General features: G+C 71.3%; 22 protein-coding genes. 5 read left to right on the top strand and 17 right to left on the bottom strand.

Annotated features, from left to right (window positions below; translation table 11 throughout):
* Nucleotides 1–29 precede the first annotated feature (29 nt).
* Complete coding sequence (gene pgl / locus IW248_RS02625) at nt 30–800, top strand: 6-phosphogluconolactonase (protein ID WP_196925492.1); 771 nt, start codon at nt 30–32, stop codon at nt 798–800.
* A gap of 17 nt (nt 801–817) precedes the next feature.
* On the opposite strand, the gene IW248_RS02620 is transcribed toward pgl, so the two are convergent.
* The 8 genes from IW248_RS02620 to rapZ form a co-directional block, all read right to left on the bottom strand.
* Nucleotides 818–1,159, bottom strand: coding sequence for an RNA polymerase-binding protein RbpA (locus tag IW248_RS02620; protein ID WP_124816419.1), 342 nt, complete (start codon nt 1,157–1,159; stop codon nt 818–820).
* 140 nt (nt 1,160–1,299) lie between these two features.
* Nucleotides 1,300–1,560: a preprotein translocase subunit SecG gene (gene secG / locus IW248_RS02615; protein ID WP_124816438.1), complete on the bottom strand. Its 261-nt coding sequence runs from the start codon at nt 1,558–1,560 to the stop codon at nt 1,300–1,302.
* 96 nt (nt 1,561–1,656) lie between these two features.
* Nucleotides 1,657–2,448, bottom strand: coding sequence for a triose-phosphate isomerase (gene tpiA, locus IW248_RS02610; protein WP_196925491.1), 792 nt, complete (start codon nt 2,446–2,448; stop codon nt 1,657–1,659).
* Nucleotides 2,449–3,651: a phosphoglycerate kinase gene (locus tag IW248_RS02605; protein WP_196925490.1), complete on the bottom strand. Its 1,203-nt coding sequence runs from the start codon at nt 3,649–3,651 to the stop codon at nt 2,449–2,451.
* 52 nt (nt 3,652–3,703) lie between these two features.
* Entirely contained in the window at nt 3,704–4,708 is a 1,005-nt protein-coding gene (gene gap / locus IW248_RS02600; RefSeq protein ID WP_196925489.1) for a type I glyceraldehyde-3-phosphate dehydrogenase, read from the bottom strand.
* Between the two features lie 267 nt (nt 4,709–4,975).
* A complete protein-coding gene (gene whiA / locus IW248_RS02595; RefSeq protein WP_030337350.1) occupies nt 4,976–5,956 on the bottom strand; it encodes a DNA-binding protein WhiA in 981 nt (326 codons plus the stop codon).
* Nucleotides 5,957–6,010: 54 nt separating this feature from the next.
* The gene (locus IW248_RS02590) at nt 6,011–7,078 is read right to left on the bottom strand and encodes a gluconeogenesis factor YvcK family protein (protein ID WP_196925488.1); all 1,068 of its coding nucleotides are present in this window, start codon (nt 7,076–7,078) and stop codon (nt 6,011–6,013) included.
* Entirely contained in the window at nt 7,075–7,977 is a 903-nt protein-coding gene (rapZ, locus tag IW248_RS02585; RefSeq protein ID WP_196930007.1) for an RNase adapter RapZ, read from the bottom strand. The genes IW248_RS02590 and rapZ overlap by 4 nt, the downstream gene beginning before the upstream one ends.
* A gap of 277 nt (nt 7,978–8,254) precedes the next feature.
* Between rapZ and recQ the strand changes: the two genes are divergently transcribed.
* Nucleotides 8,255–10,099 (top strand): DNA helicase RecQ, encoded by a 1,845-nt coding sequence (gene recQ / locus IW248_RS02580; protein WP_196925487.1) that lies wholly within the window; start codon nt 8,255–8,257, stop codon nt 10,097–10,099.
* Between the two features lie 65 nt (nt 10,100–10,164).
* On the opposite strand, the gene IW248_RS02575 is transcribed toward recQ, so the two are convergent.
* The 5 genes from IW248_RS02575 to rsgA form a co-directional block, all read right to left on the bottom strand.
* Nucleotides 10,165–10,827: a C39 family peptidase gene (locus IW248_RS02575; protein ID WP_196925486.1), complete on the bottom strand. Its 663-nt coding sequence runs from the start codon at nt 10,825–10,827 to the stop codon at nt 10,165–10,167.
* A gap of 987 nt (nt 10,828–11,814) precedes the next feature.
* Complete coding sequence (gene uvrC / locus IW248_RS02570) at nt 11,815–13,803, bottom strand: excinuclease ABC subunit UvrC (RefSeq protein ID WP_196925485.1); 1,989 nt, start codon at nt 13,801–13,803, stop codon at nt 11,815–11,817.
* A gap of 185 nt (nt 13,804–13,988) precedes the next feature.
* Nucleotides 13,989–14,474, bottom strand: coding sequence for a Rieske (2Fe-2S) protein (locus IW248_RS02565; protein ID WP_124816434.1), 486 nt, complete (start codon nt 14,472–14,474; stop codon nt 13,989–13,991).
* A gap of 157 nt (nt 14,475–14,631) precedes the next feature.
* A complete protein-coding gene (gene uvrA, locus IW248_RS02560) occupies nt 14,632–17,577 on the bottom strand; it encodes an excinuclease ABC subunit UvrA (protein WP_196925484.1) in 2,946 nt (981 codons plus the stop codon).
* A gap of 204 nt (nt 17,578–17,781) precedes the next feature.
* Complete coding sequence (gene rsgA, locus IW248_RS02555; RefSeq protein ID WP_196925483.1) at nt 17,782–18,852, bottom strand: ribosome small subunit-dependent GTPase A; 1,071 nt, start codon at nt 18,850–18,852, stop codon at nt 17,782–17,784.
* Nucleotides 18,853–19,031: 179 nt separating this feature from the next.
* Between rsgA and IW248_RS02550 the strand changes: the two genes are divergently transcribed.
* Together IW248_RS02550 and IW248_RS02545 are read left to right on the top strand one after the other, a co-directional pair.
* Nucleotides 19,032–19,748: a maleylpyruvate isomerase family mycothiol-dependent enzyme gene (locus tag IW248_RS02550; RefSeq protein ID WP_196925482.1), complete on the top strand. Its 717-nt coding sequence runs from the start codon at nt 19,032–19,034 to the stop codon at nt 19,746–19,748.
* Between the two features lie 7 nt (nt 19,749–19,755).
* Entirely contained in the window at nt 19,756–20,409 is a 654-nt protein-coding gene (locus tag IW248_RS02545; RefSeq protein WP_196925481.1) for an MBL fold metallo-hydrolase, read from the top strand.
* A 218-nt stretch (nt 20,410–20,627) separates the two neighbouring features.
* On the opposite strand, the gene IW248_RS02540 is transcribed toward IW248_RS02545, so the two are convergent.
* The gene (locus IW248_RS02540) at nt 20,628–21,236 is read right to left on the bottom strand and encodes a DedA family protein (protein ID WP_196925480.1); all 609 of its coding nucleotides are present in this window, start codon (nt 21,234–21,236) and stop codon (nt 20,628–20,630) included.
* A 101-nt stretch (nt 21,237–21,337) separates the two neighbouring features.
* On the bottom strand, nt 21,338–22,021 hold the full coding sequence (locus tag IW248_RS02535) for a class I SAM-dependent methyltransferase (RefSeq protein ID WP_307787653.1): 684 nt from the start codon (nt 22,019–22,021) through the stop codon (nt 21,338–21,340).
* Nucleotides 22,022–22,214: 193 nt separating this feature from the next.
* Between IW248_RS02535 and IW248_RS02530 the strand changes: the two genes are divergently transcribed.
* On the top strand, nt 22,215–22,418 hold the full coding sequence (locus IW248_RS02530; RefSeq protein WP_007462771.1) for a cold-shock protein: 204 nt from the start codon (nt 22,215–22,217) through the stop codon (nt 22,416–22,418).
* 48 nt (nt 22,419–22,466) lie between these two features.
* Here the strand turns inward: IW248_RS02530 and IW248_RS02525 are convergent, their stop codons facing one another.
* Together IW248_RS02525 and IW248_RS02520 are read right to left on the bottom strand one after the other, a co-directional pair.
* Nucleotides 22,467–23,747 carry an MFS transporter gene (locus IW248_RS02525; RefSeq protein ID WP_196925478.1) on the bottom strand — a complete coding sequence of 427 codons (1,281 nt, stop codon included), beginning with the start codon at nt 23,745–23,747 and terminating at the stop codon, nt 22,467–22,469.
* Complete coding sequence (locus IW248_RS02520; RefSeq protein WP_196925477.1) at nt 23,744–24,319, bottom strand: ArsR/SmtB family transcription factor; 576 nt, start codon at nt 24,317–24,319, stop codon at nt 23,744–23,746. The genes IW248_RS02525 and IW248_RS02520 overlap by 4 nt, the downstream gene beginning before the upstream one ends.
* Between the last annotated feature and the right edge of the window lie 13 nt (nt 24,320–24,332).

Below are 24,332 nucleotides of genomic sequence, written 5' to 3'. Positions count from 1 at the left end.
CCTCGCGGTCGGGAAACGAAGGCGCAACCATGAGTGAGGCGAGTGTCGCCGTCCACGCCGACGCCGACCTGTTGGCGCAGGCCGTGGCAGCCCGGTTGCTGGTGAAGCTGCTCGACGCCCAGGCCGATCGGGGCGAAGCCTCGGTGGTGCTCACCGGAGGGCGGGTCGCCGCGGCCGTGTACCGGGCGGTGGCGACGCTGCCGGCCCGCGACGCGGTGGACTGGTCCCGGGTCGACGTGTGGTGGGGCGACGAACGGTTCCTGCCCGCCGGGGATCCGGACCGCAACGAGACCCAGGCCCGCGCCGCCCTCCTGGACGCGGTGCCGCTGGACCCGGCCCGGGTGCACGCGATGCCAGCCTCGGACGGCCCGGCCGGCAACGACCCCGAGGCGGCGGCCGCCGCGTACGCGGACGAGTTGGCACGCGCCGCCCGGCCCGGGCACGCCACACTGCCGCACTTCGACGTGCTGATGCTGGGCGTCGGCGAGGACGGCCACGTGGCGTCGGTCTTCCCCGAGCACCCGGTCGGCTACGAGACCAGGCCGGTCAGCGCGGTGCGGGGCAGCCCCAAGCCGCCGCCGACGCGGACCACCCTCACCCTGCCGGCGATCAACACCGCCGAGGAGGTCTGGCTGGTGGCCGCCGGCGCCGACAAGGCTCGCGCGGTGGGTATGGCGTTGGCCGGCGCCGGGCCGGTGCAGTTGCCGGCCGCCGGTGTGCGCGGCGTGGGCCGCACCCGCTGGCTGTTGGACCGGACGGCGGCAGCCGACGTACCCGCCCGACTGCGCAGCCTGCGCTGAGCGCGAGGAGCAGCCCGCTACTCGCCGCGTCGACGGCGTAGTGCGGCGAGCGCCTCGGCGAGCAGAGCCTCCCCCTCCTCGGCGGTGCGCCGCTCCTTCACGTACGCCAGGTGGCTCTTGTACGGTTCGGCGCGGACCCGGCCCGGCGGGTTCTCGGCGTCCCGGCCGGCGGGCAGGCCGCAGCGGGGGCAGTCCCACAGGGGTGGCGGCTCGACGTCCGCGGCGATCCGGATGTCGACCCGGTGGTCGTTACGGCACCAGTAGGTGACGTCCTGTCGGGGGGCGGGTTGGTGCCGCTCGTCCGGGCGCATGGGTGCGGACCCGACCCGGGCTCCCCGGATAACGTTGCCACTCGGCACGGCTGCTCGCTCCTGTCGTCGGAGGGGACCCGCCGTCTTCGGGGGTGGAGCGGCGGGCGACGCGGTGCAGCGGAGAAAAGCCTGCGCGCGGCCCGTCGAGTGACGAACCGCGCGCAGATTGTACGACTTACTGAGCCTGCTCAGGCGCCGCTGTTCATTTGGAGGCGCAGCCAGAGCCCGAGCCCGACGATCGCGGCGAACCAGACGACGCTCACCAGAACGGTGTAACGGTCCAGGTTTTTCTCCGCGACCGAGGAGCCGGCGAGGCTGGAGCTGACGCCACCGCCGAACATGCTCGACAGACCGCCGCCCTTGCCGCGGTGCAGCAAGATCAGCATGGTGAGCAGAATGCTCGTGATGACCAGCAACACGATCAACGTGTATGCGAACCAGATCGGCATGGCTGGGGTCAGTTCCTCTCGTAGCGATCCTCGCCCGGTCTGATCGGGCACGGCGGCACCGACCGGCGGACGGGCGGTGTCAAGGATACCGAGCGATCAGCGGGCGAGGTGCTCCGGGAACCGGCAGATCTGAGCGAATTCCTCCGCGTCCAGGCTGGCGCCCCCCACCAGGCCCCCGTCCACGTCCGCCTGGCCCATGATCGAGGCGATGTTGGACGCCTTGACCGAGCCGCCGTAGAGGACCCGAACCTGGTCGGCGGTCTCCTGGTCGAAGCGTTCCGCCAGCCGCTGACGCACCGCCCCACAGACCTCCTGGGCGTCGTCCGGGGTCGCGGTCTTGCCCGTGCCGATCGCCCAGACCGGCTCGTACGCGATCACGACCTGCCGCACCTGCTCGGCGGTGAGCCCGGCGAGGCCCCCGTCGAGCTGGTCGGAGCAGTGCGCCACATGGGTGCCCTGCTCGCGGATGTCCAGCCCCTCCCCCACGCAGAGGATCGGCGTCAGGCCGTGCGTCAGCGCCGCCTTGACCTTGGCGTTGACCAGCGCGTCGTCCTCGTTGTGGTAGGCCCGCCGCTCGGAGTGCCCGACCACCACGTACGTGCAGCCGAGCTTCGCCAGCATCGGCCCGGAGATGTCCCCGGTGTACGCGCCGGACGCGTGCGGGGAGAGGTCCTGCGCGCCGTAGCCGATGAGCAGCTTGTCGCCGTCCACCGCGGTCTGCACGGTCCGCAGGTCGGTGAAGGGCGGCAACACGACAGTCTCGACGGCGGTGAGCTGCTTCTCGGTGAGGCTCGCCGCCAGCTTCTGCACCAGCAGGTTGGCCTCGAGGTGGTTGAGGTTCATCTTCCAGTTGCCGGCCATCAACGGCCGGCGGGTCGTGCTCGACATTCAGTTCTCCAGGGCCGCGATGCCGGGGAGGGTCTTGCCCTCAAGGTATTCCAGGGAGGCGCCACCACCGGTGGAGATGTGCCCGAAGGACGATTCGTCCAGACCCAGGGCACGGACGGCCGCCGCACTGTCGCCGCCGCCGACGACGCTGAACGCGTCGGCCTTGGTGATCGCCTCGGCGATCCCCCGGGTGCCCGCCGCGAACGCCGGCATCTCGAACACGCCCATCGGGCCGTTCCAGAAGATCGTCTTCGCCTGGGACAGCGCGGCGCTGAAGCCGGCCACCGTGTCCGGACCGACATCCAGGCCGAGCCGGTGGCTCGGGATGCCGTCGACCCGGACCGTGTCGTGCGCCGCGTCCGGAGCGAACGCGTCCGCGACCACCACGTCGACCGGGAGCATGATCTTGCCGCCGGACCGCTCCAGCAGGTTACGGCAGGTCTCGACCATGTCCTTCTCCAGCAGCGAGGTGCCCACCTCCAGGCCCTGGGCCTTGAGGAAGGTGAAGCACATCCCGCCACCGATGAGCAGCCGGTCGACAGTGGGCAGCAGAGCCTCGATCACGGCGAGCTTGTCGGACACCTTCGACCCACCGAGCACCACCACGTACGGGCGCGCCGGGTCAGCGGTGAGCTTGGAGAGGACCTCGACCTCACGCAGCACCAGCCGGCCCGCGACGTGCGGCAACCGGGCCGGCACGTCGAAGACGCTGGCGTGCTTGCGGTGCACGGCACCGAACGCGTCGTCCACGTACGCGTCGCCGAACGCGGCGAGCTGGTCGGCGAAGGCACCGCGCTCGGCCTCGTCCTTGCTGGTCTCACCGGCGTTGAAGCGCAGGTTCTCCAGGAGGGCGACCTGGCCGTCGGCCAGGCCGGCCACGGTGGAGCGGGCGGAATCACCAACGGTGTCGGTGGCGAAGTGCACAGGCGCGCCGAGCAGCTCACCGAGCCGCCCGGCGACCGGGCCCAGGCTGAACTGCGGGTCCGGAGCGCCCTTCGGGCGGCCCAGGTGCGAGCAGACGACCACCTTCGCGCCGGCCTCGACCAGCGCGCCGAGGGTCGGCAGCACCGCGCGGATCCGGCCGTCATCAGTGATGGCACCGGTCTGCTTGTCGAGTGGGACGTTCAGGTCGGCGCGCACCAGCACGCGCCGACCCGACACCCCCTCGGCGAGCAGGTCGTCGAGGGTCCGGAGGGCACTCACAGAGCTAGCCTTCCGTTCGCGACTGCGGGGCTCGCAAGCTCACTCCTCGCGCTCACAGCGACGAACCGACCAACTTGACCAGGTCGACCAGCCGGTTGGAGTAGCCCCACTCGTTGTCGTACCAGCCGACGACCTTGACCTGGTTGCCGACGACCTTGGTCAGCGGCGCGTCGAAGATGCACGACGCCGGGTCGGTCACGATGTCGGTGGAGACGATCGGGTCCTCGTTGTAGACCAGGATGCCCTTGAGCGGGCCGTCCGCGGCGGCCTTCAGCGCGGCGTTTACCTCGTCCACGGTGGTCTCACGACCCACGTTGACGGTGAGGTCGGTGACCGAGCCGGTCGGGATCGGCACCCGCAGGGCGTACCCGTCGAGCTTGCCCTTGAGGTCCGGCAGGACCAGGCCGATCGCCTTGGCGGCGCCGGTCGAGGTCGGCACGATGTTCAGCGCGGCGGCCCGGGCCCGACGCAGATCCGAGTGCGGCGCGTCCTGAAGGTTCTGGTCCTGGGTGTACGCGTGGATCGTCGTCATCAGACCGTGCTGGATGCCGAACGTGTCGTGCAGGACCTTCGCCATCGGGGCGAGGCAGTTGGTGGTGCACGAGGCGTTGGAGATGATGGTGTGCTTCGCCGGGTCGTAGGTGTCGTGGTTGACACCCATGACGACGGTGACGTCCTCGTTCTTCGCCGGGGCGGAGATGATGACCTTCTTGGCCCCGCCGTCGACGTGCGCCTTGGCCTTGGTGGCGTCGGTGAAGAAGCCGGTCGACTCGATGACGACGTCGGCGCCGAGCTCGCCCCACGGCAGCTTCGACGGGTCCTTCTCGGCGTACGCCTTCATGGTCTTGCCACCGACGGTGATCTCGTCGGCGGTGGCCTTGACCTCGTAGGGCAGGCGACCGAGGATGCTGTCGTACTTGAGCAGGTGGGCGAGCGTGGCGTTGTCGGTCAGGTCGTTCACCGCCACGATCTCGATGTCGGCGTCAGACGCCAGCACTGCCCGGAAGAAGTTACGGCCGATTCGGCCAAAGCCGTTGATGCCAACCCGGGTGGTCACAGGTCCCATCTCCTCGCGTTCTGGTCCGCCGGCTTCAGACAACGGGCCGGCGGGAATGGTGTGCGCCGACCGTTGGAGCCGGCCGTCGACGGTTCAACTCGGCCACCCCGCCGCGCGGTCTGAGGACCTGACCGCCCCGAGGCGGTGGGCACGACGAGAAGTGCCGGTGTCGGCCCCCTTGCCGTACTCAGCGACCCTATCCGAGCGTGCGAGACCACGCTGCGCCGGGTCGTGCTCCCGGGCGCACCGTGCGGCCCCACCGTCCTATCAGACCACGAGCATGTCGGGCGTGACGGCTGCTTCCGTATCCGGGATGCCGAGGTCGCGGGCCCGCTTGTCGGCCAGCGCCAGGAGCCGGCGGATCCGCCCCGCGATGGCGTCCTTGGTCAGCGGGGGGTCGGCCAGGGCCCCCAACTCCTCCAGCGACGCCTGCCGGTGCTCCAGGCGCAGCCGCCCGGCGTCGGTCAGGTGGTTGGGCGCCTCGTCGGCGAGGATCTCCAGCGCGCGGGTGACCCGGGCGGCGGCGGCGACCGCCGCCCGCGCCGAACGGCGCAGGTTGGCGTCGTCGAAGTTGGCGAGCCGGTTGGCGGTGGCCCGCACCTCGCGGCGTACCCGACGCTCCTCCCAGGCCAGCACGCTCGAGTGCGCGCCGATCCGGGTGAGCAGCGCGGCGATCGCGTCACCGTCCTTGACGACCACCCGGTCCACCCCGCGTACCTCGCGGTTCTTCGCGGTGATGCCGATGCGGCGGGCCGCGCCGACCAGCGCCAACGCCGACTCCGGCCCCGGGCAGGTGATCTCCAGCGCGCTGGAGCGGCCGGGCTCGGTGAGCGAGCCGTGGGCCATGAACGCGCCCCGCCACGCGGAGACCGCGCAGCAGACGTTCGCCGCCACCACGTGCGGGGGCAGCCCTCGCACCGGGCGACCCCGCACGTCGAGCAGGCCGGTCTGCCGCGCGAGGGCCTCGCCGTCCTTGACCACCCGCACGATGAAATGGCTGCCCTTGCGCAGCCCTCCGGAGGCCAGCACGTGGATCTCGCTGGGGTAGCCGTAGACCTCGGCGATCTCTCGGCGCAGCCGCCGGGCCACCGCCCCGGTGTCCAGTTCAGCCTCCACCACCACCCGGCCGGAGACGATGTGCAGCCCGCCGGCGAAGCGCAGCAAAGCGGCCATCTCCGCCCGTCGGCAGCAGGGCTTGGGCACGTCGACCCGACTCAGCTCGTCCTTGACCGCGGCCGTCATCGCCATTGTGCGTCCCCTCACGGACCTGTTCCGGCGTGTCGCCGGAGATTACGTACGTGTCTAACGATCGGCACCCAGTACAGGCACCAGCGCGGCGCCCAGGGCAGCCGGATCATGGCGGGGAGTCCCGTCGACAACGGCGACGGGGGCGAGGACCAGGCGGGCACCCAGCGATTCTGCCGCACGTTCGACCGGTTCGGGGTCACCCACCGCCTTGGCATCGGCGAGCACAAGATCCACCTTGAGCTCGGGCAGGTACCAGTGCAGGGCCGCGAGATGGTCGGCGACCGAAAGCCCGAGGGTTTCCTTCTCCGCGGCGAGGTTCAGCGTGACCAACCGCCGCGCCGAGGTGGACACGATCGCGTCGGCCAACTGCGGCACCAGCAGGTGCGGAAGCACACTCGTGTACCAGCTGCCCGGCCCGAAGATCAACCAATCGGCTGCCCGGATCGCCTCGATGGCCTCGGCACAGGCCGGTGGGGCGCTCGGGGTGAGCCGCAGCGACTCGACCCGCCCGGTCGTGACGGCCACCTGGTGCTGGCCACTCACCGTACGCACCTCGTCGGGGGCGGCCGGGTCGACGCCGCGTACCCGAGCCTCGATGCCGACCGGTTGGCGGGACATCGGCAACACCCGGCCGACGGCGCCGAGCATCGCGCCGGCGTGCTCCAGCGCGGCCACCGGGTCGCCGAGCAGCTCCATGAGGCCGCAGAGCACCAGGTTGCCCACCGCGTGCCCGGTCAGACCGTCGGTGCCGGCCGACGCCCCGTCGGTGCCGCGCGGGGCCGCGCCGTCCCGGTCCGGGTCGTCGCCCGCCGCCGGGCTCCTGTCGGTCGCCCCCGATCGGGGTACGCCCACCGGTACGGCGGCGAAGCGGTGCTGGAACAGCCCGGCGCTGCGCCGGGTGGCCGGGTGATCCCCGGCCAACGCCACAAGCGCCTGGCGCAGATCTCCCGGCGGCAGGCCACCCCGCTCGGCCCGCAGCCGACCACTGGAGCCGCCGTCGTCACCCACAGTCACCACCGCTGTGATGTCGAGGTCGAGTTCGGGAGCGCAGTGGCGCAGCGCCCGCAACGAGGCGGACAGCCCGTGCCCGCCGCCGAACGCCACCACCCGCCGGGCCGTCATTCCCGCCCCAGGTCGCGGTGCTGGGCGTTCGCCGCCAGCCCGGAGTGACGCAGTCGGCTGGCCAACTCCTCGGCGATGGCCACGCTGCGGTGCTTGCCGCCGGTGCAGCCCACGGCGACCGTGAGGTACCGCTTGCCCTCCCGCTCGAAGCCGGTCGTGGTGGCGTTGACCAGGTCGGCGTACGAGGCGACGAAGGCGTCCGCACCCTCCTGGCCCAACACGTACGCGCTGACCGCCTCCTCCCGCCCGGTGTGCTCCCGCAACTCCGGCACCCAGTACGGATTGGGAAGGAAGCGGGCGTCCAACACGAAATCGGCGTCCGGCGGCAGGCCGTACTTGAAGCCGAACGACAGCACGGTGACCCGCAGCCGGCGGGCGTCCTCGCCGCCGAACAGCTCCTCGATGCGCCGCCGAAGCTGGTTGACGTTCAGGTGGCTGGTGTCGATGATCACGTCGGCCTGGTCGCGCGCCTCCTCCAGCAGACCACGCTCCACGGCGATGCCGTCGGCCAGCCGCCCGTCACCCTGCAACGGGTGCGAACGCCGAACGCTCTCGAACCGCCGGATCAGCACCTCGTCGTCGGCGTCGACGAAGACCACCCGGGGCGAGAACCCGCGTTCCTTGAGCTCCCGGATCGCCCCGACCAGGTCCGTCGAGAAGGCCCGCGACCGCACGTCCAGCACCATCGCGGTACGCCGGGCTGCGCCGCCCGCCTTGAACGCCAACTCGGCCATGTCCAGCATCAGGGCCTGTGGCAGGTTGTCCACGACGTAGTAGCCGACGTTTTCCAACGCCCGGGCGACAGTGCTCCGGCCACCCCCGGACAGGCCGGTGACCACCACGAGGGTGGTCTCCGACTCGGCCGCCAGCTGCTCGTCATTGGCATCCGGGCCGTCGATCCGGTCACCGGTTGTGCGCGCCTCGCTCACCCGTACCCCCAAGCCGTGGCGCCGCGGCCGCCCTCGGCCGCGATTGGTCAATCAGCGACTCTATCCCGCCGCCGGGTCGTGGCCCGGCACCCGTGGCCGGACGGTGCCCGCGGACCGTGTCGACGGTCGCTCTCCCGACACCGAGCCCACTTGATGACGATCAGTAATTGTCAATACGCTCAACGTGGCCCACCCGACCCGGGTGCGCCGGACGGGTGCTGTCGGGGTGGGCTCGTAGACTCCGCGGATGGCTTCTCCCACCGACCTGCGTGCCGCTTCCGACGCCCTGGACGTGCTGGGCCGGGTCTTCGGCTACGACGCGTTCCGTGGTTTCCAGCAGGACGTGATCGACCATGTGGTCGCCGGCGGCGACGCGCTGGTGTTGATGCCCACCGGTGGCGGCAAGTCCCTGTGCTACCAGATCCCGGCCCTGGTCCGCGACGGCGTCGCCGTCGTCGTGTCCCCGCTGATCGCGCTCATGCAGGACCAGGTCGATGCCCTCACCGCGGTCGGCGTACGCGCCGGCTTCCTCAACTCGACCCAGACCCTGGACGCCCGACGGCGGGTGGAAGCCGCCTTCGTCGCCGGCGAGTTGGACCTGCTCTACCTGGCCCCGGAGGCGCTCGGCGTCCGGTCCACCCTCGCCCTGCTCGACCGGGGGCGCATCTCCCTGTTCGCGATCGACGAGGCGCACTGCGTGTCCCAGTGGGGGCACGACTTCCGCCCCGACTACCTCGCCCTGTCGATGCTGCACGAACGCTGGCCCGAGGTGCCCCGCATCGCGCTGACCGCCACCGCGACCAGCGCCACCCGCACCGAGATCGCGACCCGACTCAACCTCGACGGCGCCCGGCACTTCGTGGCCAGCTTCGACCGGCCCAACATCCAGTACCGGATCGTGCCCAAACGCGAGCCCCGCAAGCAACTGCTGACGCTGCTGCGCGACGAGCACCCCGGCGACGCCGGCATCGTCTACTGCCTGTCCCGGGCCTCGGTCGACAAGACGGCGGAGTTCCTCACCGCCAACGGGGTCGCCGCGCTGCCGTACCACGCCGGGCTGGACGCGGGCACCCGCGCTCGCAACCAACAGCGTTTCCTGCGGGAAGACGGCCTGGTCATGGTGGCCACCATCGCCTTCGGCATGGGCATCGACAAGCCCGACGTCCGCTTCGTCGCCCACCTCGACCTGCCCAAGTCCGTCGAGGGCTACTACCAGGAAACCGGCCGCGCCGGCCGCGACGGCCTGCCGTCCACCGCCTGGCTCGCGTACGGGCTGCAGGACGTGGTCCAGCAACGCAAGATGATCGAGACCTCCGACGGCGACCTCGCCCACCGCCGCAACCTCGCCGCGCACCTGGACGCCATGCTCGCCCTCTGCGAGACGGTGCGCTGCCGGCGGGTCCAACTGCTCGAATACTTCGGCGAGACGACGACGGCCGCCTGCGGCAACTGCGACACCTGCCTCACCCCACCCGAGTCCTGGGACGGCACCGTCGCCGCCCAGAAGTTGCTGTCCGCCGTCTTCCGCCTCGACCGCGAACGCAACCAGCGCTTCGGCGCCGGGCACTGCATCGACATCCTGCTCGGCAAACAGAACGACAAAATCAGCCAGTACGGTCACGACTCCCTGACCGTCTTCGGCATCGGCTCCGAGCTCAGCGAGGCCGAGTGGCGGGGCGTGGTCCGACAACTGCTCGCCGAAGGGCTCCTCGCCGTGGAGGGCGACTACGGCACCCTCGCGCTGACCGAGGCGAGCGCCGACGTCCTCGGTCGCCGCCGCACGGTCACCCTGCGCCGCGAACCGGAGAAGCCGGCATCGAGCCGCTCATCGAAGCCGCGCGGCTCGTCCACAGTCGTCGCCGAACTGACCCCGGCCGCCGCGTCACTGTTCGAGCGGCTGCGCGGCTGGCGTGCGTCCAGCGCCAAAGAGCAGGGCGTTCCGGCGTACGTGATCTTCCACGACGCCACGCTGCGACAGATCGCCAGCGACGCGCCCAGCACCCTGGCCGACCTGTCCCGCGTCAGCGGGGTCGGCGAGAACAAACTCGCCAAGTACGGCGAGCAGATCCTGGCCGTCCTCGCCACCGACTGAGGTCATGCCGAAGGGCCGGGCCCCGTGGTGGGGTCCGGCCCTTCGGTGTGTGTGTGGTGCTGGGGTCAGCTGGTGGCGTAGCCGCGGGTGGCGATCCAGTCGGCGAGGTGCTCGACGCTGATCTGGTAGGCGGCCTGGTTGGGGTCGGCGGAGTCGGCGATGGTGACGGTGTTGCCGTTGTCGCGGTAGCCGACGACGCTGATGTAGTGCCCGCCCTCGTAGGAGTGGGTGGTGCCGTCGGTGTCGGTGCTGGTCCCGGCGATGTTCGCGACCACGGCGCGGCCGTCGTCGACGGTCTTGACCACGTCGGCGCGCAGCGTGTCGGTCTGCTTCGCGTCGGCGTCGGGGGTGCTGATCTCCACCGACCGGTAGGCGTCGGTCTTGCCGGTTTCCTTGTTCAGGACGGGGGTGATGTCGTTGATGGAGTTGGTGCCGGCCTCGGTGGTGCCCATTTCCTTGGCCATGTCATCAACGTTGATGTTCTTGCCCTGCACGGACAGGGCGTTTCGGGTGGCGGCGGGGCCGCAGTAGTAGAAGTTCGGTTGGGCTTCGTAGCGCACGCCGAGTTCCCGCTCGCCGTGGCCCTTGCGGTCGGTGTGGGTCTGCGTGACCGGCTTGCCGCTGGTGGGGGCGGCGAAGGCGGTGGTGACGGGGCCGGCGATGGCGCCGCCGGTGAAGGCGAGACCAGCAGCGGTGAGGGCGGTCTTACGGATCAGATCGGTACGCATGGTGGCGTGCTCCTCTGCATCGGGGGTGCCCGCACCACCTCGGGGGGTGTGGTGGTGCGGGGAAGATTTGCGCCCGGTGACCCGCGGAAAGGGGTCGGCGTCGGGACAGCGTGTAACCGTTCGCGGTGGCGCGTCATTCCGCCTACCCGCAGGGGGTGGGCCGTTGTGGTGCTCGGCCGTGCGGGGGACGTAACCGAGGCGGCCTGCCAGATGTTCCCGGCGGCTGCCATGCCCGGGCCGTTGTGGTGCTCGACGGTGCGGGGGATGTAACCGGGGCGGCCTGGCGGATGTTCCCGGCGGCTGTTTCCCGCGGGGAGGGCCTGGCGGCTGGTTCCCGGCGGGGTCGGCGCAACCGTGACCCGGTCTGTTGCGGTGGTCTGCCAGGTATAACGACCCGGCCCGGCCGCCGATTCCGCCACGAGGGTGGCCCCGACCACCCGACACGTGAGGCCAAACCCGACAAACGACGCACCCTGCGGGCCCACCGAACCCGACACGGCGGCCACGGCGACGTGATCCACTCGGGTTCCTGAAAGTCGCGGTGTCCGGAGGCCGGGGACACCCCGACATCATGAAAGCCGAGTGGATCATGCCCGTCCGCCCCGTTCGCGCGCCCGGACCGGTCGAAGGCGGGACGGGGCGAGGCGCGGATCGGCCCGACGCACGGGGCAGCGCCCCGTACGGCTAGCCCGGCCAGGGGCAGCGCGCCGTACGGCTAGCCCGGCCAGGGGCAGCGCGCCGTACGGCTAGCCCGGCCAGGGGCAGCGCGCCGTACGGCTAGCCCGGCCAGGGGCAGCGCGCCGTATGGAACCTCGCGGCCCGCATGATCGTGCTCGATCCAGGAAACAGGCCCCACCCAGTGCAACGAGGCCACTACATCCAGGATCGAGCACGATCATGGGGGCGCGACCGCCCACCAACGGGGCGAGCAAGCACAGCCAGCGTCAGCCGGTGGCCGCCTCCGGCCGGGCGAGCGACGACAAGCGCTCAGGTGGTGGGCTTGGCCTCCGCGCTGTCGCCGGCCTTTGTGTCCTTGTCGAGGGCAGCCAGGATCGCCTCGGCGGTGCGCTGACCCACTCCCGGCACCTCGGTGATCTCTTCGACAGTTGCGGCCGAGAGCCGCTTGAGCGAGCCGAAGTGCCGCAGCAGCGCCTTGCGCCGCACCTCGCCGAGGCCGGGTACGTGGTCCAGTGCCGACTCGGTCATCCGCTTGGAGCGGCGCTGCCGATGGAAGGTGATGGCGAACCGGTGGGCCTCGTCACGCACCCGTTGCAGCAGGTAGAGCCCCTCCGAGGTGCGCGGGAGGATGACGGGGAACTCGTCGTCCGGGAGCCACACCTCCTCCAGCCGCTTGGCCAGCCCGCACAGGGCCACGTCGTCGATGCCCAGGTCGGCGAGGGCCTGCGCGGCGGCCGCGACCTGTGGGGCGCCGCCGTCGACGACCACCAGCTGCGGCGGGTACGCGAATTTTCGGGGCCGGCCGGTGGTCGGATCGATCAGGACACCGACCTGTGGTTCGACCGCGTCCTGAGGGGCTGCCGCATCGTCGGCCGACTCGACGCCCACCTCGCCCGTCTCGGCCCTGGCGTCCAGGTAGCGGGCGAAGCGGCGGCGGAGCACCTCGGACATCGCGGAGAGGTCATCGGTGGCGCCCCGGACGATGAACCGCCGGTACTCGCTCTTGCGGGGCAACCCGTCCTCGAAGACCACCATGCTGGCGACCACGTCGGTGCCCTGGATCTGGGAGATGTCGAAACACTCGATGCGCAGCGGCGAGGTGCTCATGCCCAGTGCCTCGCTGATCTCGTCCAGTGCCTTGCCCCGGGTGGTCAGGTCACCGGAGCGCTTGAGCTTGTGCCGGGACAGCGCGTCCTTGGCGTTGCGCTCCACCGTCTCCATCAGTGAGCGCTTGTCGCCACGCTGCGGCACCCGCAGCGAAACCCGACTGCCTCGATGGTTGGAGAGCCATTCGGCCAGCGCGTCGGCGTCCGCGGGCAGCTCGGGGACCAGCAGTTCCCGGGGCACGTCGGCCTCGCCGTGCTCGCCGCCGTACACCTGGGTGCAGAAGTGGTGCACCAGGTCCCCGGTGGTCAGATCCTCGGTCTTCTCCACCACCCAGCCGCGCTGGCCGCGGACCCGGCCGTCGCGGACGTGGAAGACCTGAACGGCGCTCTCGAGCGGGTCGTCGGCGAACGCGACGACGTCCGCGTCGGTGCCGTCGCCGAGCACCACTGTCTGCTTCTCCATGGCCCGGCGCAGCGCGGCCACGTCGTCGCGCAGCCGGGCGGCCCGCTCGAACTCCAGTTGCTCGCTCGCCTCGGTCATCTCGCGTTCGATCTTGCGGACCATGGTGTCGGTGCGCCCGGCCATGAAGTCGCAGAACCCGTCGACGATGGCCCGGTGTTCGTCGGCGGAGACGGTGCCGACGCACGGCGCCGAGCACTTGCCGATGTAGCCCAGCAGGCAGGGACGACCGACCTGGCCGGCCCGCTTGAACACCCCGGCGGAGCACGTGCGCGCGGGGAACACCCGCAGCAGCAGGTCGAGGGTCTCCCGGATCGCCCAGGCGTGTGAGTAGGGACCGAAGTAACGCACGCCCTTGCGCTTGGCGCCGCGCATCACCTGCAGCCGTGGGTACTCCTCGTCGAGGGTCACGGCGAGATAGGGGTACGACTTGTCGTCGCGGTAGCGGACGTTGAAGCGGGGGTCGTACTGCTTGATCCAGGTGAACTCCTGCTGGAGCGCCTCGACCTCGGTGCCGACGGTGATCCAGTCCACCGACTCGGCGGTGGTGACCATCTGCCGGGTGCGCTCGTGCAGGTTCCAGACGTCGCCGAAGTAGGAGTTGAGTCGGCTGCGCAGATTTCGCGCCTTGCCGACGTAGATCACCCGGCCGGTGCCGTCACGGAAGCGGTAGACCCCCGGTAGCTCCGGGATGGTGCCGGGTGCGGGGCGGTAGGTCGAGGGGTCAGCCACGCCAACAAGCGTAGTCCGCAGCACCGACAGCCCACCGCAGGCGCGTGATCCACTCGGCGTCCCGGAAGTCGGGGTGTCGGCACACCGCCAACACCCCGACTTCCCGAAACGCGAGTCGCTCCTGCGACGCCGGGCCGGCCGGTCAGCGAAAGGCGGCCGGGCCAGCCCGCCGGCCCGAGGTCGGATCAGGCCAGCGAGATCTGGTCGCCGGTGACCTTGATGTTCTTGGGCGGCAGCGGCTTGGTGGCCGGGCCGGCCTTCACCGAGCCGTCCTCGATCGAGAACTTGCTGCCGTGGCAGGTGCAGTTGATGGTGCCGCCGTCGACGTTCGTCACCGGGCAGTTCTGGTGCGTACAGATCGGGCTGAAGCCCTTGAACTGGCCCGCCGCGGGCTGGGTGATGACCACGCCCTCGGCGGCGAGGACCTTGCCGCCTCCGACCGGGATGTCGGCGGTGGTGGCCAACGACTGGGCGTTCTGCCGGTCGCCGCCGCCAGCGTCGCCGGTGCTGGGCACGGCGGGACCACCACTTGTGGGTGCGTCACTGCCGCTGCCACCGTCGTCGCTGCCGCAGGCAGCCAGGACGACGGCCGCGCCGACCGCGCCGACGCCGGTGAGCAGGGTACGACGTGTCTGCGTACCCGGACCGGTCAGTGCCTGATCGTCACTCATGCCTCGCCTCTCTCTAGCCCGCTGGGCCGGTCAAGAGCCGGCCACACTTCTCCACACGGGCAACTGTGCCGGATGGTTCACCGCGGCATTCGTCCGACCGGCAAATGGGACGGGGCGGGTCGTCAACCGACCCGCCCCGCGAACACGTACCGAGAGATCAGCGCGCGCCGGCCGGCACCTTACGGCTGGCCCGTGCCTTGGTTGCGCCGTTGGCCTTGGCGGCCCGGGTGGTGGCGGCAGCCGCACCCTTGGCCTCGCCGTCGAGCTTGAGCACCTGGCGCAGGAACTCGCCGGTGTGGCTCTCCGCCACCTCGGCGACCTCCTCGGGGGTGCCGGTGGCGAGCACGGTGCCGCCGCGGTGACCGCCCTCGGGACCCATGTCGATCAGCCAGTCCGCCGTCTTGATCACGTCGAGGTTGTGCTCGATGGTGATCACCGTGTTGCCCTTGTCGACCAGCCCCTCCAGCACCATCAGCAGCTTGCGGATGTCCTCGAAGTGCAGACCGGTGGTCGGCTCGTCGAGCACGTAGACCGTCCGCCCGGTGGAGCGCTTCTGCAGCTCGGAGGCGAGCTTGACCCGCTGCGCCTCACCACCGGAGAGGGTCGGCGCGGGCTGACCGAGGCGGACGTAGCCCAGGCCGACGTCGACGAGCGTCTTGAGGTGCCGGTGGATGGCCGGGATGGGGGAGAAGAACTCGGCGGCCTCCTCGATCGGCATCTCCAGCACGTCCGAGACGGTCTTGCCCTTGTAGTGCACCTCCAGGGTCTCCCGGTTGTACCGGGCGCCCTTGCAGACCTCGCAGGGGACGTACACGTCGGGGAGGAAGTTCATCTCGATCTTGATGGTGCCGTCACCCGAGCACGCCTCGCAGCGGCCGCCCTTGACGTTGAAGGAGAACCGCCCCGGGCCGTACCCGCGCACCTTCGCCTCGGTCGTCTCGGCGAAGAGCTTGCGGACGTGGTCCCAGACACCGGTGTAGGTGGCCGGGTTGGAGCGCGGCGTCCGGCCGATCGGCGACTGGTCCACGCCGACGACCTTGTCCACGTGTTCCAGACCGGAGACCCGGGTGTGCCGGCCGGGGACCAGCCGGGCGCCGTTGATCTGGTTGGCCAGCACCGCGTACAGGATGTCGTTGACAAGCGTCGACTTACCCGAGCCGCTGACCCCGGTGACCGCGATCAGCTGGCCCAGCGGGAACGAGACGGTCAGGTTGCGCAGGTTGTGCTCCCGCGCGCCGTGCACCACCAGCTCCCGGGCCGGGTCCTGTGGGCGGCGACCCGTCGGCGTCGGGATCGACCGTCGACCGGACAGGTACGCCCCGGTGATCGACTCCTTGTTCTTCAGCAGCGCCGGCACCGAGCCGCTGTGCACGATCTTGCCGCCGTGCTCGCCCGCGCCGGGCCCGATGTCGACGATCCAGTCGGCGGTGCGGATGGTGTCCTCGTCGTGCTCCACCACGATCAGCGTGTTGCCCAGCCCGCGCAGCCGGATCAAGGTCTCGATCAGCCGGTGGTTGTCACGCTGGTGCAGCCCGATCGACGGCTCGTCGAGCACGTAGAGCACGCCCACCAGGCCGGAGCCGATCTGGGTGGCCAGCCGGATTCGCTGTGCCTCACCGCCGGACAGCGTGCCGGCCGGCCGGTCCAGGGAGAGGTAGTCGAGGCCGACGTCGAGCAGGAACCGCAGGCGGGCGTTGATCTCCTTGAGGACCCGCTCGGCGATCATCTTCTGCCGGTCGGTCAGCTCGATGCCGGCGAGCAGGTCGGCGCACTCCCCCACGGACAGGTTGCAGACCTCGGCGATGCTCTTGCCGGCCAACGTGACAGCGAGCACCTCGGGCTTGAGCCGGGCGCCGCCGCACGCCGCGCACGGCACGTCACGCATGTAGCCCTCGTACTTGTCGCGGGACCACTCGGACTCGGTGTCGGAGTGCCGGCGCTCGATCCACTGCACCACGCCCTCGAAGCCGGTGTAGTAGGAGCGCTCACGGCCGTACTTGTTGCGGTAGCGCACGTGCACCTGATCGTCGGAGCCGTGCAGGATCGTCTTCTGCGCCCGCGCCGGCAACGCCCGCCACGGGGTGTCGATGTCGAAGTGCTGGGCCTCGCCGAGCGCCTCCAGCAGGCGCAGGAAGTATTCCAGGTTGTGCCCGGTGGACCAGGGCTGGATGGCGCCCTCGCGCAGGCTGCGCTCCGGGTCGGGGACCAGCAGCTCCGGGTCGACCTCCTTCTTGGTGCCCAGGCCGGTGCACTCCGGGCAGGCGCCGTAGGGCGCGTTGAAGGAGAAGACCCGAGGCTCGAGATCCTCGATGGCGAGCGGGTGGTCGTTGGGGCAGGCCAGGTGCTCGGAGTAGCGGCGCTCGCGGTCCGGGTCGTCCTCGGGAAGGTCGACGAAGTCGAGCAGCACCAGGCCGCTGGACAGGCCCAGGGCGGCCTCGACCGAGTCGGTGAGCCGCTGCTTGGCGCTCGGCTTGACGGTGAGCCGGTCGATCACCACCTCGATGGTGTGCTTCTCCTGCTTCTTGAGCTTCGGCGGCTCGGTCAGCGGGTGCACCACGCCGTCGACCCGGGCCCGGGCGTAGCCCTTGGCCTGCAGCTCGGCGAAGAGGTCGACGTATTCGCCCTTGCGGCCACGAACCACCGGGGCGAGCACCATGAACTTGGTGCCCTCGGCCATGGCGAGGACCCGGTCGACGATCTGCTGCGGGCTCTGCCGGGAGATTTGCTCGCCACAGACCGGGCAGTGCGGCTCACCGATGCGGGCGTAGAGCAGGCGCAGGTAGTCGTAGACCTCGGTGATGGTGCCGACTGTCGAACGCGGGTTACGCGAGGTGGACTTCTGGTCGATCGAGACGGCCGGGCTCAGGCCCTCGATGAAGTCGACGTCTGGCTTGTCCATCTGGCCGAGGAACTGCCGGGCGTACGACGAGAGCGACTCGACGTAGCGGCGCTGCCCCTCGGCGAAGATCGTGTCGAAGGCCAGGCTCGACTTGCCCGACCCGGACAGCCCGGTGAACACGATGAGTGCGTCCCGGGGCAGGTCGAGACTGACGTCACGCAGGTTGTGCTCGCGCGCGCCACGGATGATCAGTCGGTCGGCCACGGTGCGTGTACTCCCGGGAGAAGACGAAGCGAAGGATGTGTCCCGCTCTGGGTGGTCTTGAGCGGTCGTGCGGGCGCGGAAAACACGCCTCGGCAACTCTAGCCCCGAGGTATGACAGTTTTCCCCGCCCGCACATTCCCCCAGCTCAGCCCGGTCGGCCGCGCCCTCCGAAAGCCCGCCCGCGCGGCACCGGTGGGCGCCCGGTCAGTAACCGCCCGGCGTCGGCGGACGGGCCGCCCGACGGCGGGCCGAACGCCACCCGCCGCGCCGCTCCGCAGCCACCCGGGCCTCCCGCCGTCGGCTCTCGTGGGTCACCTCGCCCTGCAGCCGCCGCCAGCTTTCCCACCGACGGGTGGAGAGCTCGCCGGTGTGCAGCGCCTCCCGGACCGCGCAGGCGGGCTCGCCGTCGTGGCCGCAGTCGGCGTACCGGCAGCCCTCGGCCAGCCCGACGATGTCGGCGAACGCCCGGTCGAGCCCGGCCGCGCCGTCCAGCAGGCCGACCGCCCGCACGCCGGGCGTGTCGATCACCGCGCCGCCACCGGGGATGGGTACGAGAGCCCGCCAGGTGGTGGTGTGCCGTCCCTTGCCATCGACGCGCCGGATCGCCTGGGTGGGCATCATCACCGCCCCGACGAGGGCGTTGACCAGGCTCGACTTGCCAGCACCGGACGGGCCGAGCAGGCCGAGCGTGCGGCCGGGCGCCACCTCGGCGCGCAGCGGGTCCAGCCCGAGGCCACGTTCGGCGCTGACCGGTAGCACCGGCACCCCGGGAGCGACAGCGGCCAACTGGCGGGCCAACGCGGTCGGGTCGGCCGCGAGGTCCGCCTTGGTCAGCACGACCAGTGGCCGGGCGCCGGACTCGTGGACCAGGGAGAGCAGCCGCTCGATCCGGCCCACATCCGGCTCGGGGTGCACCGGCTCAACCACCGCGGCGGCGTCGAGGTTGGCGGCCAACACCTGGCCGCTGGCGTCCTTGCCAGCGGTACGCCGGATCAGCGCGGCCCGCCGCGGCAGCACCACCTCCACTGTGACGCGGCGGTCCGGCCAGTGGGTGAGCAGCACCCAGTCCCCGGCGCAGGGCAGCGCGGAGGGGTCCCGCGCGGCGGCGGTCAGCACCGCCCCACCCAGGCTGGCCCGGACCGGGCCGAGCGCGGTGAGCACCGTGCAGACCCCCCGGTCCACGCGGGCCACCCGGCCCGGCTGGTGCTCGCCGCGGCGCGCGGCGTACGCCGTCCGCTCGGCGTCCCAGCCGAGCGCGGTCAGATCGATCGTCATGGCATCCTCATCGGTGTCGAAGCTGGTGATGGCGGAACACGCGTGCCACGTCCGGCATGATCACCACCTCCGTCCGATGTCCCGGTGCCGCGTCTGCCGCTGACGGTAGGTCGCGCGCCGACGCGCCGAAAGCGATTTCCCCGGCGACGGCGCGGGCGGCGGACCGCTAGGGTCGACGGGTGACCACGGATCCGCTGCTGCTGATGGGCGAGGTGGACGCGGCCACCAGCCGACTACTCCGTACCGCCGCTTCTTTCGACGCCGCGGACCTGGCCGCCGCGTCGTTGCTGCCCGGCTGGACGCGCGGCCACGTGCTGGCGCATCTGGCCCGCAACGCCGACGGCTTCGTCAACCTGCTCACCGCGGCCCGCACCGGGGAGGCGCTACCGATGTACGCCTCGCTGGAGGCCCGCACGGCGGACATCGAAGCTGGTTCGAGCCGGCCACCGGCCGCGCACCTGGACGACCTGCGCCGCACCGCGGACCTGTTCTCCGAGGCGGTCGCGGCGATGCCGGCCGAGGCCTGGGCGGCGACGGTGCAGGCGCGGAAGGGCCCGTGGCCGGCCGCGCTGCTCGTCTGGGGCCGGCTGCGCGAGATCGAGGTGCATCACCTCGATCTGGCCGCCGACTATCGGGCCGCGGACTGGTCGGAGACGTTCGCCCACCGCCTGCTGCGCGAGGCGGCCAGCCATCACGCCACGGGGCCGACACCGCCGTCAGTGGTGCTCCGCCTCGACGGCAACGGGCATGAGGTGGTGATCGGGGAGCGGTTCGGCGCCCCGATCGTCGCCGGTCCCGCCCCCGACCTCGCCGCCTGGCTGATCGGCCGTGCCGACGGCGCCCCGCTCTCCGTCACCCCCGACGGCCCCCTGCCTACTCCACCGGAATGGATATAGAAACGTCATGACATACAGCGGAGACGTCACGCACGGCGGCGCACCGGCGGTTCGGGAGCTGGACGGGCTGACCATCAGCAAGCTGTCGGTGGGCCCGATGGACAACAACGCCTACCTGCTGCGCTGCACGGGCACCGGTGACCAAGTGCTGATCGACGCCGCCAACGAGGCGCCCCGGCTGCTCGACCTGATCGGTGACGGTGGGCTCACCGCCGTGGTGACGACCCACCAGCACATGGATCACTGGGTCGCGCTGGAGGAGGTCGTCGCCAAGACCGGCGCCCGGGTTCTGGTGCACGCCGATGACGCGACGGGGCTGCCGATCGAGGCGGAGCGGCTGGCCGACGGCGACACCGTGGCGGTCGGCGACTGCGCGCTGGAGGTCATCCACATCAACGGGCACACCCCGGGTTCGATCGCGCTGCTCTACCGCGACCCGGCCGGCACCCCGCACCTGTTCACCGGCGACAGTCTCTTTCCCGGTGGCGTGGGCAACACCGACAAGGACCCGGAGCGCTTCGCGGCGCTGATCGGCGACGTCGAGCACAAGCTGTTCGACCAACTGCCGGACGACACCTGGTTCTACCCGGGCCACGGCAAGGACAGCACCCTGGGTGCCGAACGCCCCGCCCTCCCCCAGTGGAAAGCAAGAGGCTGGTAACCCCACCCCGAGGAAGATCACCAACCGTCGACCGTTCACCACCAAGATCACAACCAAACCGACGGCGGCGCCACCCCAACGCGAGCCGGAACCACGACGGGGGCGGGGGCCCGCCGTGCCCGGCGCAGGGATCAAGCCTGACCGCCCGGAGCCGGGCACGGCGGGCCCCCGCCCCCAACCCACCGCAACCCGGCCCCAGCGCCCCCACGCCCCCCAGATCAGCCAACGACGGAGAACAACCGCCGCCGCGCCCCCAGCAACGCGACGGAGGCCAGCACCAGCCCGACTCCCATCGTGACCAGCAGCGGGCTGGGGTTCCCCGGCAGCAGCCCGGCCACCGACCGTGAGGCGGTGCCCAGGGCGAGGTAGAGACCGGCCCAGGCGGCCGCGCCGATCGTCGCGCAGCCGAGGAATCGGCGGTACGACATCCGCAGCCCGCCGGCGGCCAGTGGCAGCAGCGCGTTGAAGACGGGCAGGAACGGCGCCACGACCATCATCCGGCCGCCGCCGCGGCGCAGGATTCCTTCCGCCGCCGTCCAGCGGGTCTCACCGATCCAGCCGCCGACGCGGCTGTGGCGCAGTCGGTCGGAGTAGCGACGGCCGATCAGGAAGCTCAGCGACCAGCCGGCCAGGCAGCCGATCAGCACTGCGGTGAAGGTGGCCAGCCCGGTGCTCGGGCGGCCGACCCCGACGGCGGCGAGGATCGCGATGTCGCCGGGGATGAGGACTCCCAGCAGGGGTACGGCGTCGAAGAGCATGACGAGCCCGAGCACACCCATCAGCAGCAGAACCGGTAGTTCTCCGATCTGGGCCAGCCATTGCGTCATGCGTCGACGCTATGGCCGGCGCGCCACTTCGGACATCGGGTCGTAGCCCCCAGTCACCCCTGGTATCCACCTCGGGGTCGCCCCTGAGTCGGGACCCCGGCTCAAGCGGGGCGCAACACCTGCACGTGGCGTAGCGACGAGTCGACCGACGGTTCGGTGGTGGGCACCGGGTAGTCGGCCAGCACGGTCAGGCGGTCCGCCGGTAGGTGTCCGCGGCCGGGGTCGCCGACCAGCACGTCGGCGCCTGCGGCGGCGGCCCGCTGTAGGAAGGGCAGCATCCGGTCGGCCATCGCCCGGTCGTAGAAGACGTCTCCGGCGACCACCAGGTCGACCTTCGCCTCGGTGCTGTCGAGCAGGTCGTCCCCGGTGGCGTCGACGGCGACGTGGTTGGCCCGCGCGTTGATGGTGACGGCGGCGACGGCGTACGGGTCGATGTCGTTGGCGATCACCTCCGCGGCGCCGGCCAGCGCGGCGGCGATGGCCACCAGCCCGGATCCGGCGGCGAGGTCGAGCACTCGGCGACCGGCGACCAACTCGGGGTGGTCCAGGAGGTGGCGGGCCAGGGCCTGCCCTCCGGCCCAGGCGGAGGCCCAGTACGGCGCCGGCAGCGCGTGCCCGGCGGCGGCCTCCATCCGGGCCCACCAGACGATCGCGTCCTCGGCCAGGTGCAACCGCACCTCGGGGACGAACGGGGTGGGCATCAGCCGGAGCCGGTCCAGACCGGCGCCGGGTGCGTCGATCTCGCGTTCCAGCTCGGTCAGCGCGTCGGCTGCGGCACCTCTCATCGGCGCAAGCATGCCCCAGCGGAGGTTGGTCGGGGCGGGTTTCGCATGCCGCCGCGCAGAGTTCACCCGAGTTCACTAAAAGACCTACGGCACTTCGGCCAGCGGATTGGGGTTTTGCCCGTTACTGTCGAACAGGTACGGGCGATCATCGGCCAGAGGCCGAGGGTCAGCCGCTTTGAACAGGGAGAGATGCATGGCAACCGGCACGGTTAAGTGGTTCAACTCGGAAAAGGGCTTCGGCTTCATCGAGCAGGACGGTGGAGGGCCGGACGTGTTCGTCCACTACTCCGCCATCGCTTCGAGCGGCTACCGGGAGCTCAACGAGGGCCAGAAGGTCGAGTTCGAGGTGACCCAGGGGCAGAAGGGTCCGCAGGCGGACAACGTCCGCCCGATGTAGCTCCGTGCCGGTGACGGCGGTCGGTTTCCGGCCGCCGTCGCAGCGCACTCAAGACGCCGCCGGGGCGGCGGGCAGGTCCCGCCGCCTCCGGATTGGCCCGACCAACAGAATCAACGGGGTGAGCGCCAGCCAGGCGGTCATCCCGACGATTGCTGTCTCGACGCCGTAGCGTGCGCCGATCGCACCGGCCAGCACGGCTGCCACCGGGATCGTGCCGTAGTTGAGCAGGTGCATGCTCACCGTCACCCGGCCCAGCAGGTGGTGCGGCGTGTAGGTCTGCCGGAAGGCGCCCTTGACCACGTTGCCGATGGCCACCCCCAGGCCGATCAGCAGACCGCCGAGGGCCGGCCAGGCCAGCCCGACGCCGGGTGCGGCGAGCGGGATGAGCAGCGCTGGCGGGCCGGTGAGCATCGCCGCGATCAGTAGGGCCCGTGCGGTGCCGCAGCGCCGGGCCACCGTGGTGGCGAGCAGCGCGCCGATGATCCCGCCTGCGCTCATCACCCCGACGAGCCCGCCCACCAGGCCCGGTTCGAGACGCAGTTCGCGGACCAGGAAGACCACCAGGACGGCCTGGTAACCGGTCAACCCGATGTTGCTGGCCGCGCCGAAGACCGTGAGCACCCGCAGGTACGGGTCCCGGACGACGAAGCGCAGCCCCTCGGTGATGTCCCGGCGCAGGGATCGGGACCGTTCGGACGGGCGTACGCGCGGTTCGCGGGTGCGGATGCGCAGCAGGAACACCGCGGAGAGCAGGAACGTGAGCGCGTCCAGCAGCAGTGCGGCGACGGCACCGGTGAGCTGGGCGATCAGGCCGGCGAGGCCGGGCCCGACGACGTAGCTCGCGGTCTGGGTCGCCTGGAGCTTGGCGTTGCCCTCCGGCAGTTGCCCGGGTCGCAGCAGCACCGGCAGGTAGACCTGGTCGGCGGTTTCGAAGAAGACCCGCGCGGCGCCCGCGCTGAGGGCGACCACCAGCAGCTGCGCGACGGTGAGCCGGTCCAGCAGGGCGGCCAGCGGCACGCTGAGGAAGGCCACCGCGCAGAGCAGGTCGCAGATCACCATCACCGGCCGACGGGGCAGCCGGTCGACCCACGCGCCGGCCGGCAGGCCGATCAGCAGCCAGGGCAGCCAGGCCGCGGCGGTGAGAACCGCCACCTGGAAGGTGCCGGCGTCGAGGACGGCGACCGCGACCAGGGGCAACGCGACAGTGGTGACGTTGCTGCCGACGCTGCTGACCGCCTGGCCGGCCAAGAGCAGCCGGAAGTCGCGGTGGCGCAGCAGCCCCCCGGTCGGCCGGACGTCGGTGGTGTCGTCGCGGGTGGCGGTGGTCACGGTCGGGCCGGTACGCCGTGGACGAACACGAAGACCGTCCTGCGGTCGGCGTCGTCGTCGGGCAGGTCCCGGTCGGCCCAGCGCCTGAGGAGATCGATCATTTCGCGGCTCAGCTCGGCCAACTCCTCGGGCGTGAGTCGCAGCCAGTGGTCGGTGGAGAACGGCGCGTCGTTCCAGGTGGCCTGGGTGCTCTCGTCGGCGGCGTGCCAGGCCCGGGCGAGGGCGACGTGCCGGTCCAGGTTGAGCGAGGTGGCGGCGTCGGCGACCGCTCGGTCGGCCGGGTCGGCGTCGAAGTCGACGTTGGACCAGCGCAGCGCCCGGGTGACCAGGCGCCACCACCGCTCGCGCCGGTCCCGGGCCAACTCGGGCGCCTCGGTGACCAGGTCCGCGGCGGCGAGGACCTTGAGGTGGTGGCTGACGTTCGCGGGGGCCTGGTCGGTGCGCTCGGCGAGCAGCCCGACGGTGGAGGGCCCGTGCACCTTGAGCACGTCCATCAGCCGGCGGCGCAGCGGGTGGGACATGGCGGCCAGCACCCGGGAGTCGGTGATCTGGCGTACGTCAGGTCTGTCCATGCCGACAGCCTGA

This window comes from Micromonospora ureilytica, from assembly GCF_015751765.1.
Taxonomy (GTDB): domain Bacteria; phylum Actinomycetota; class Actinomycetes; order Mycobacteriales; family Micromonosporaceae; genus Micromonospora; species Micromonospora ureilytica.
This window is presented reverse-complemented; position numbering and strand designations above follow the sequence as displayed.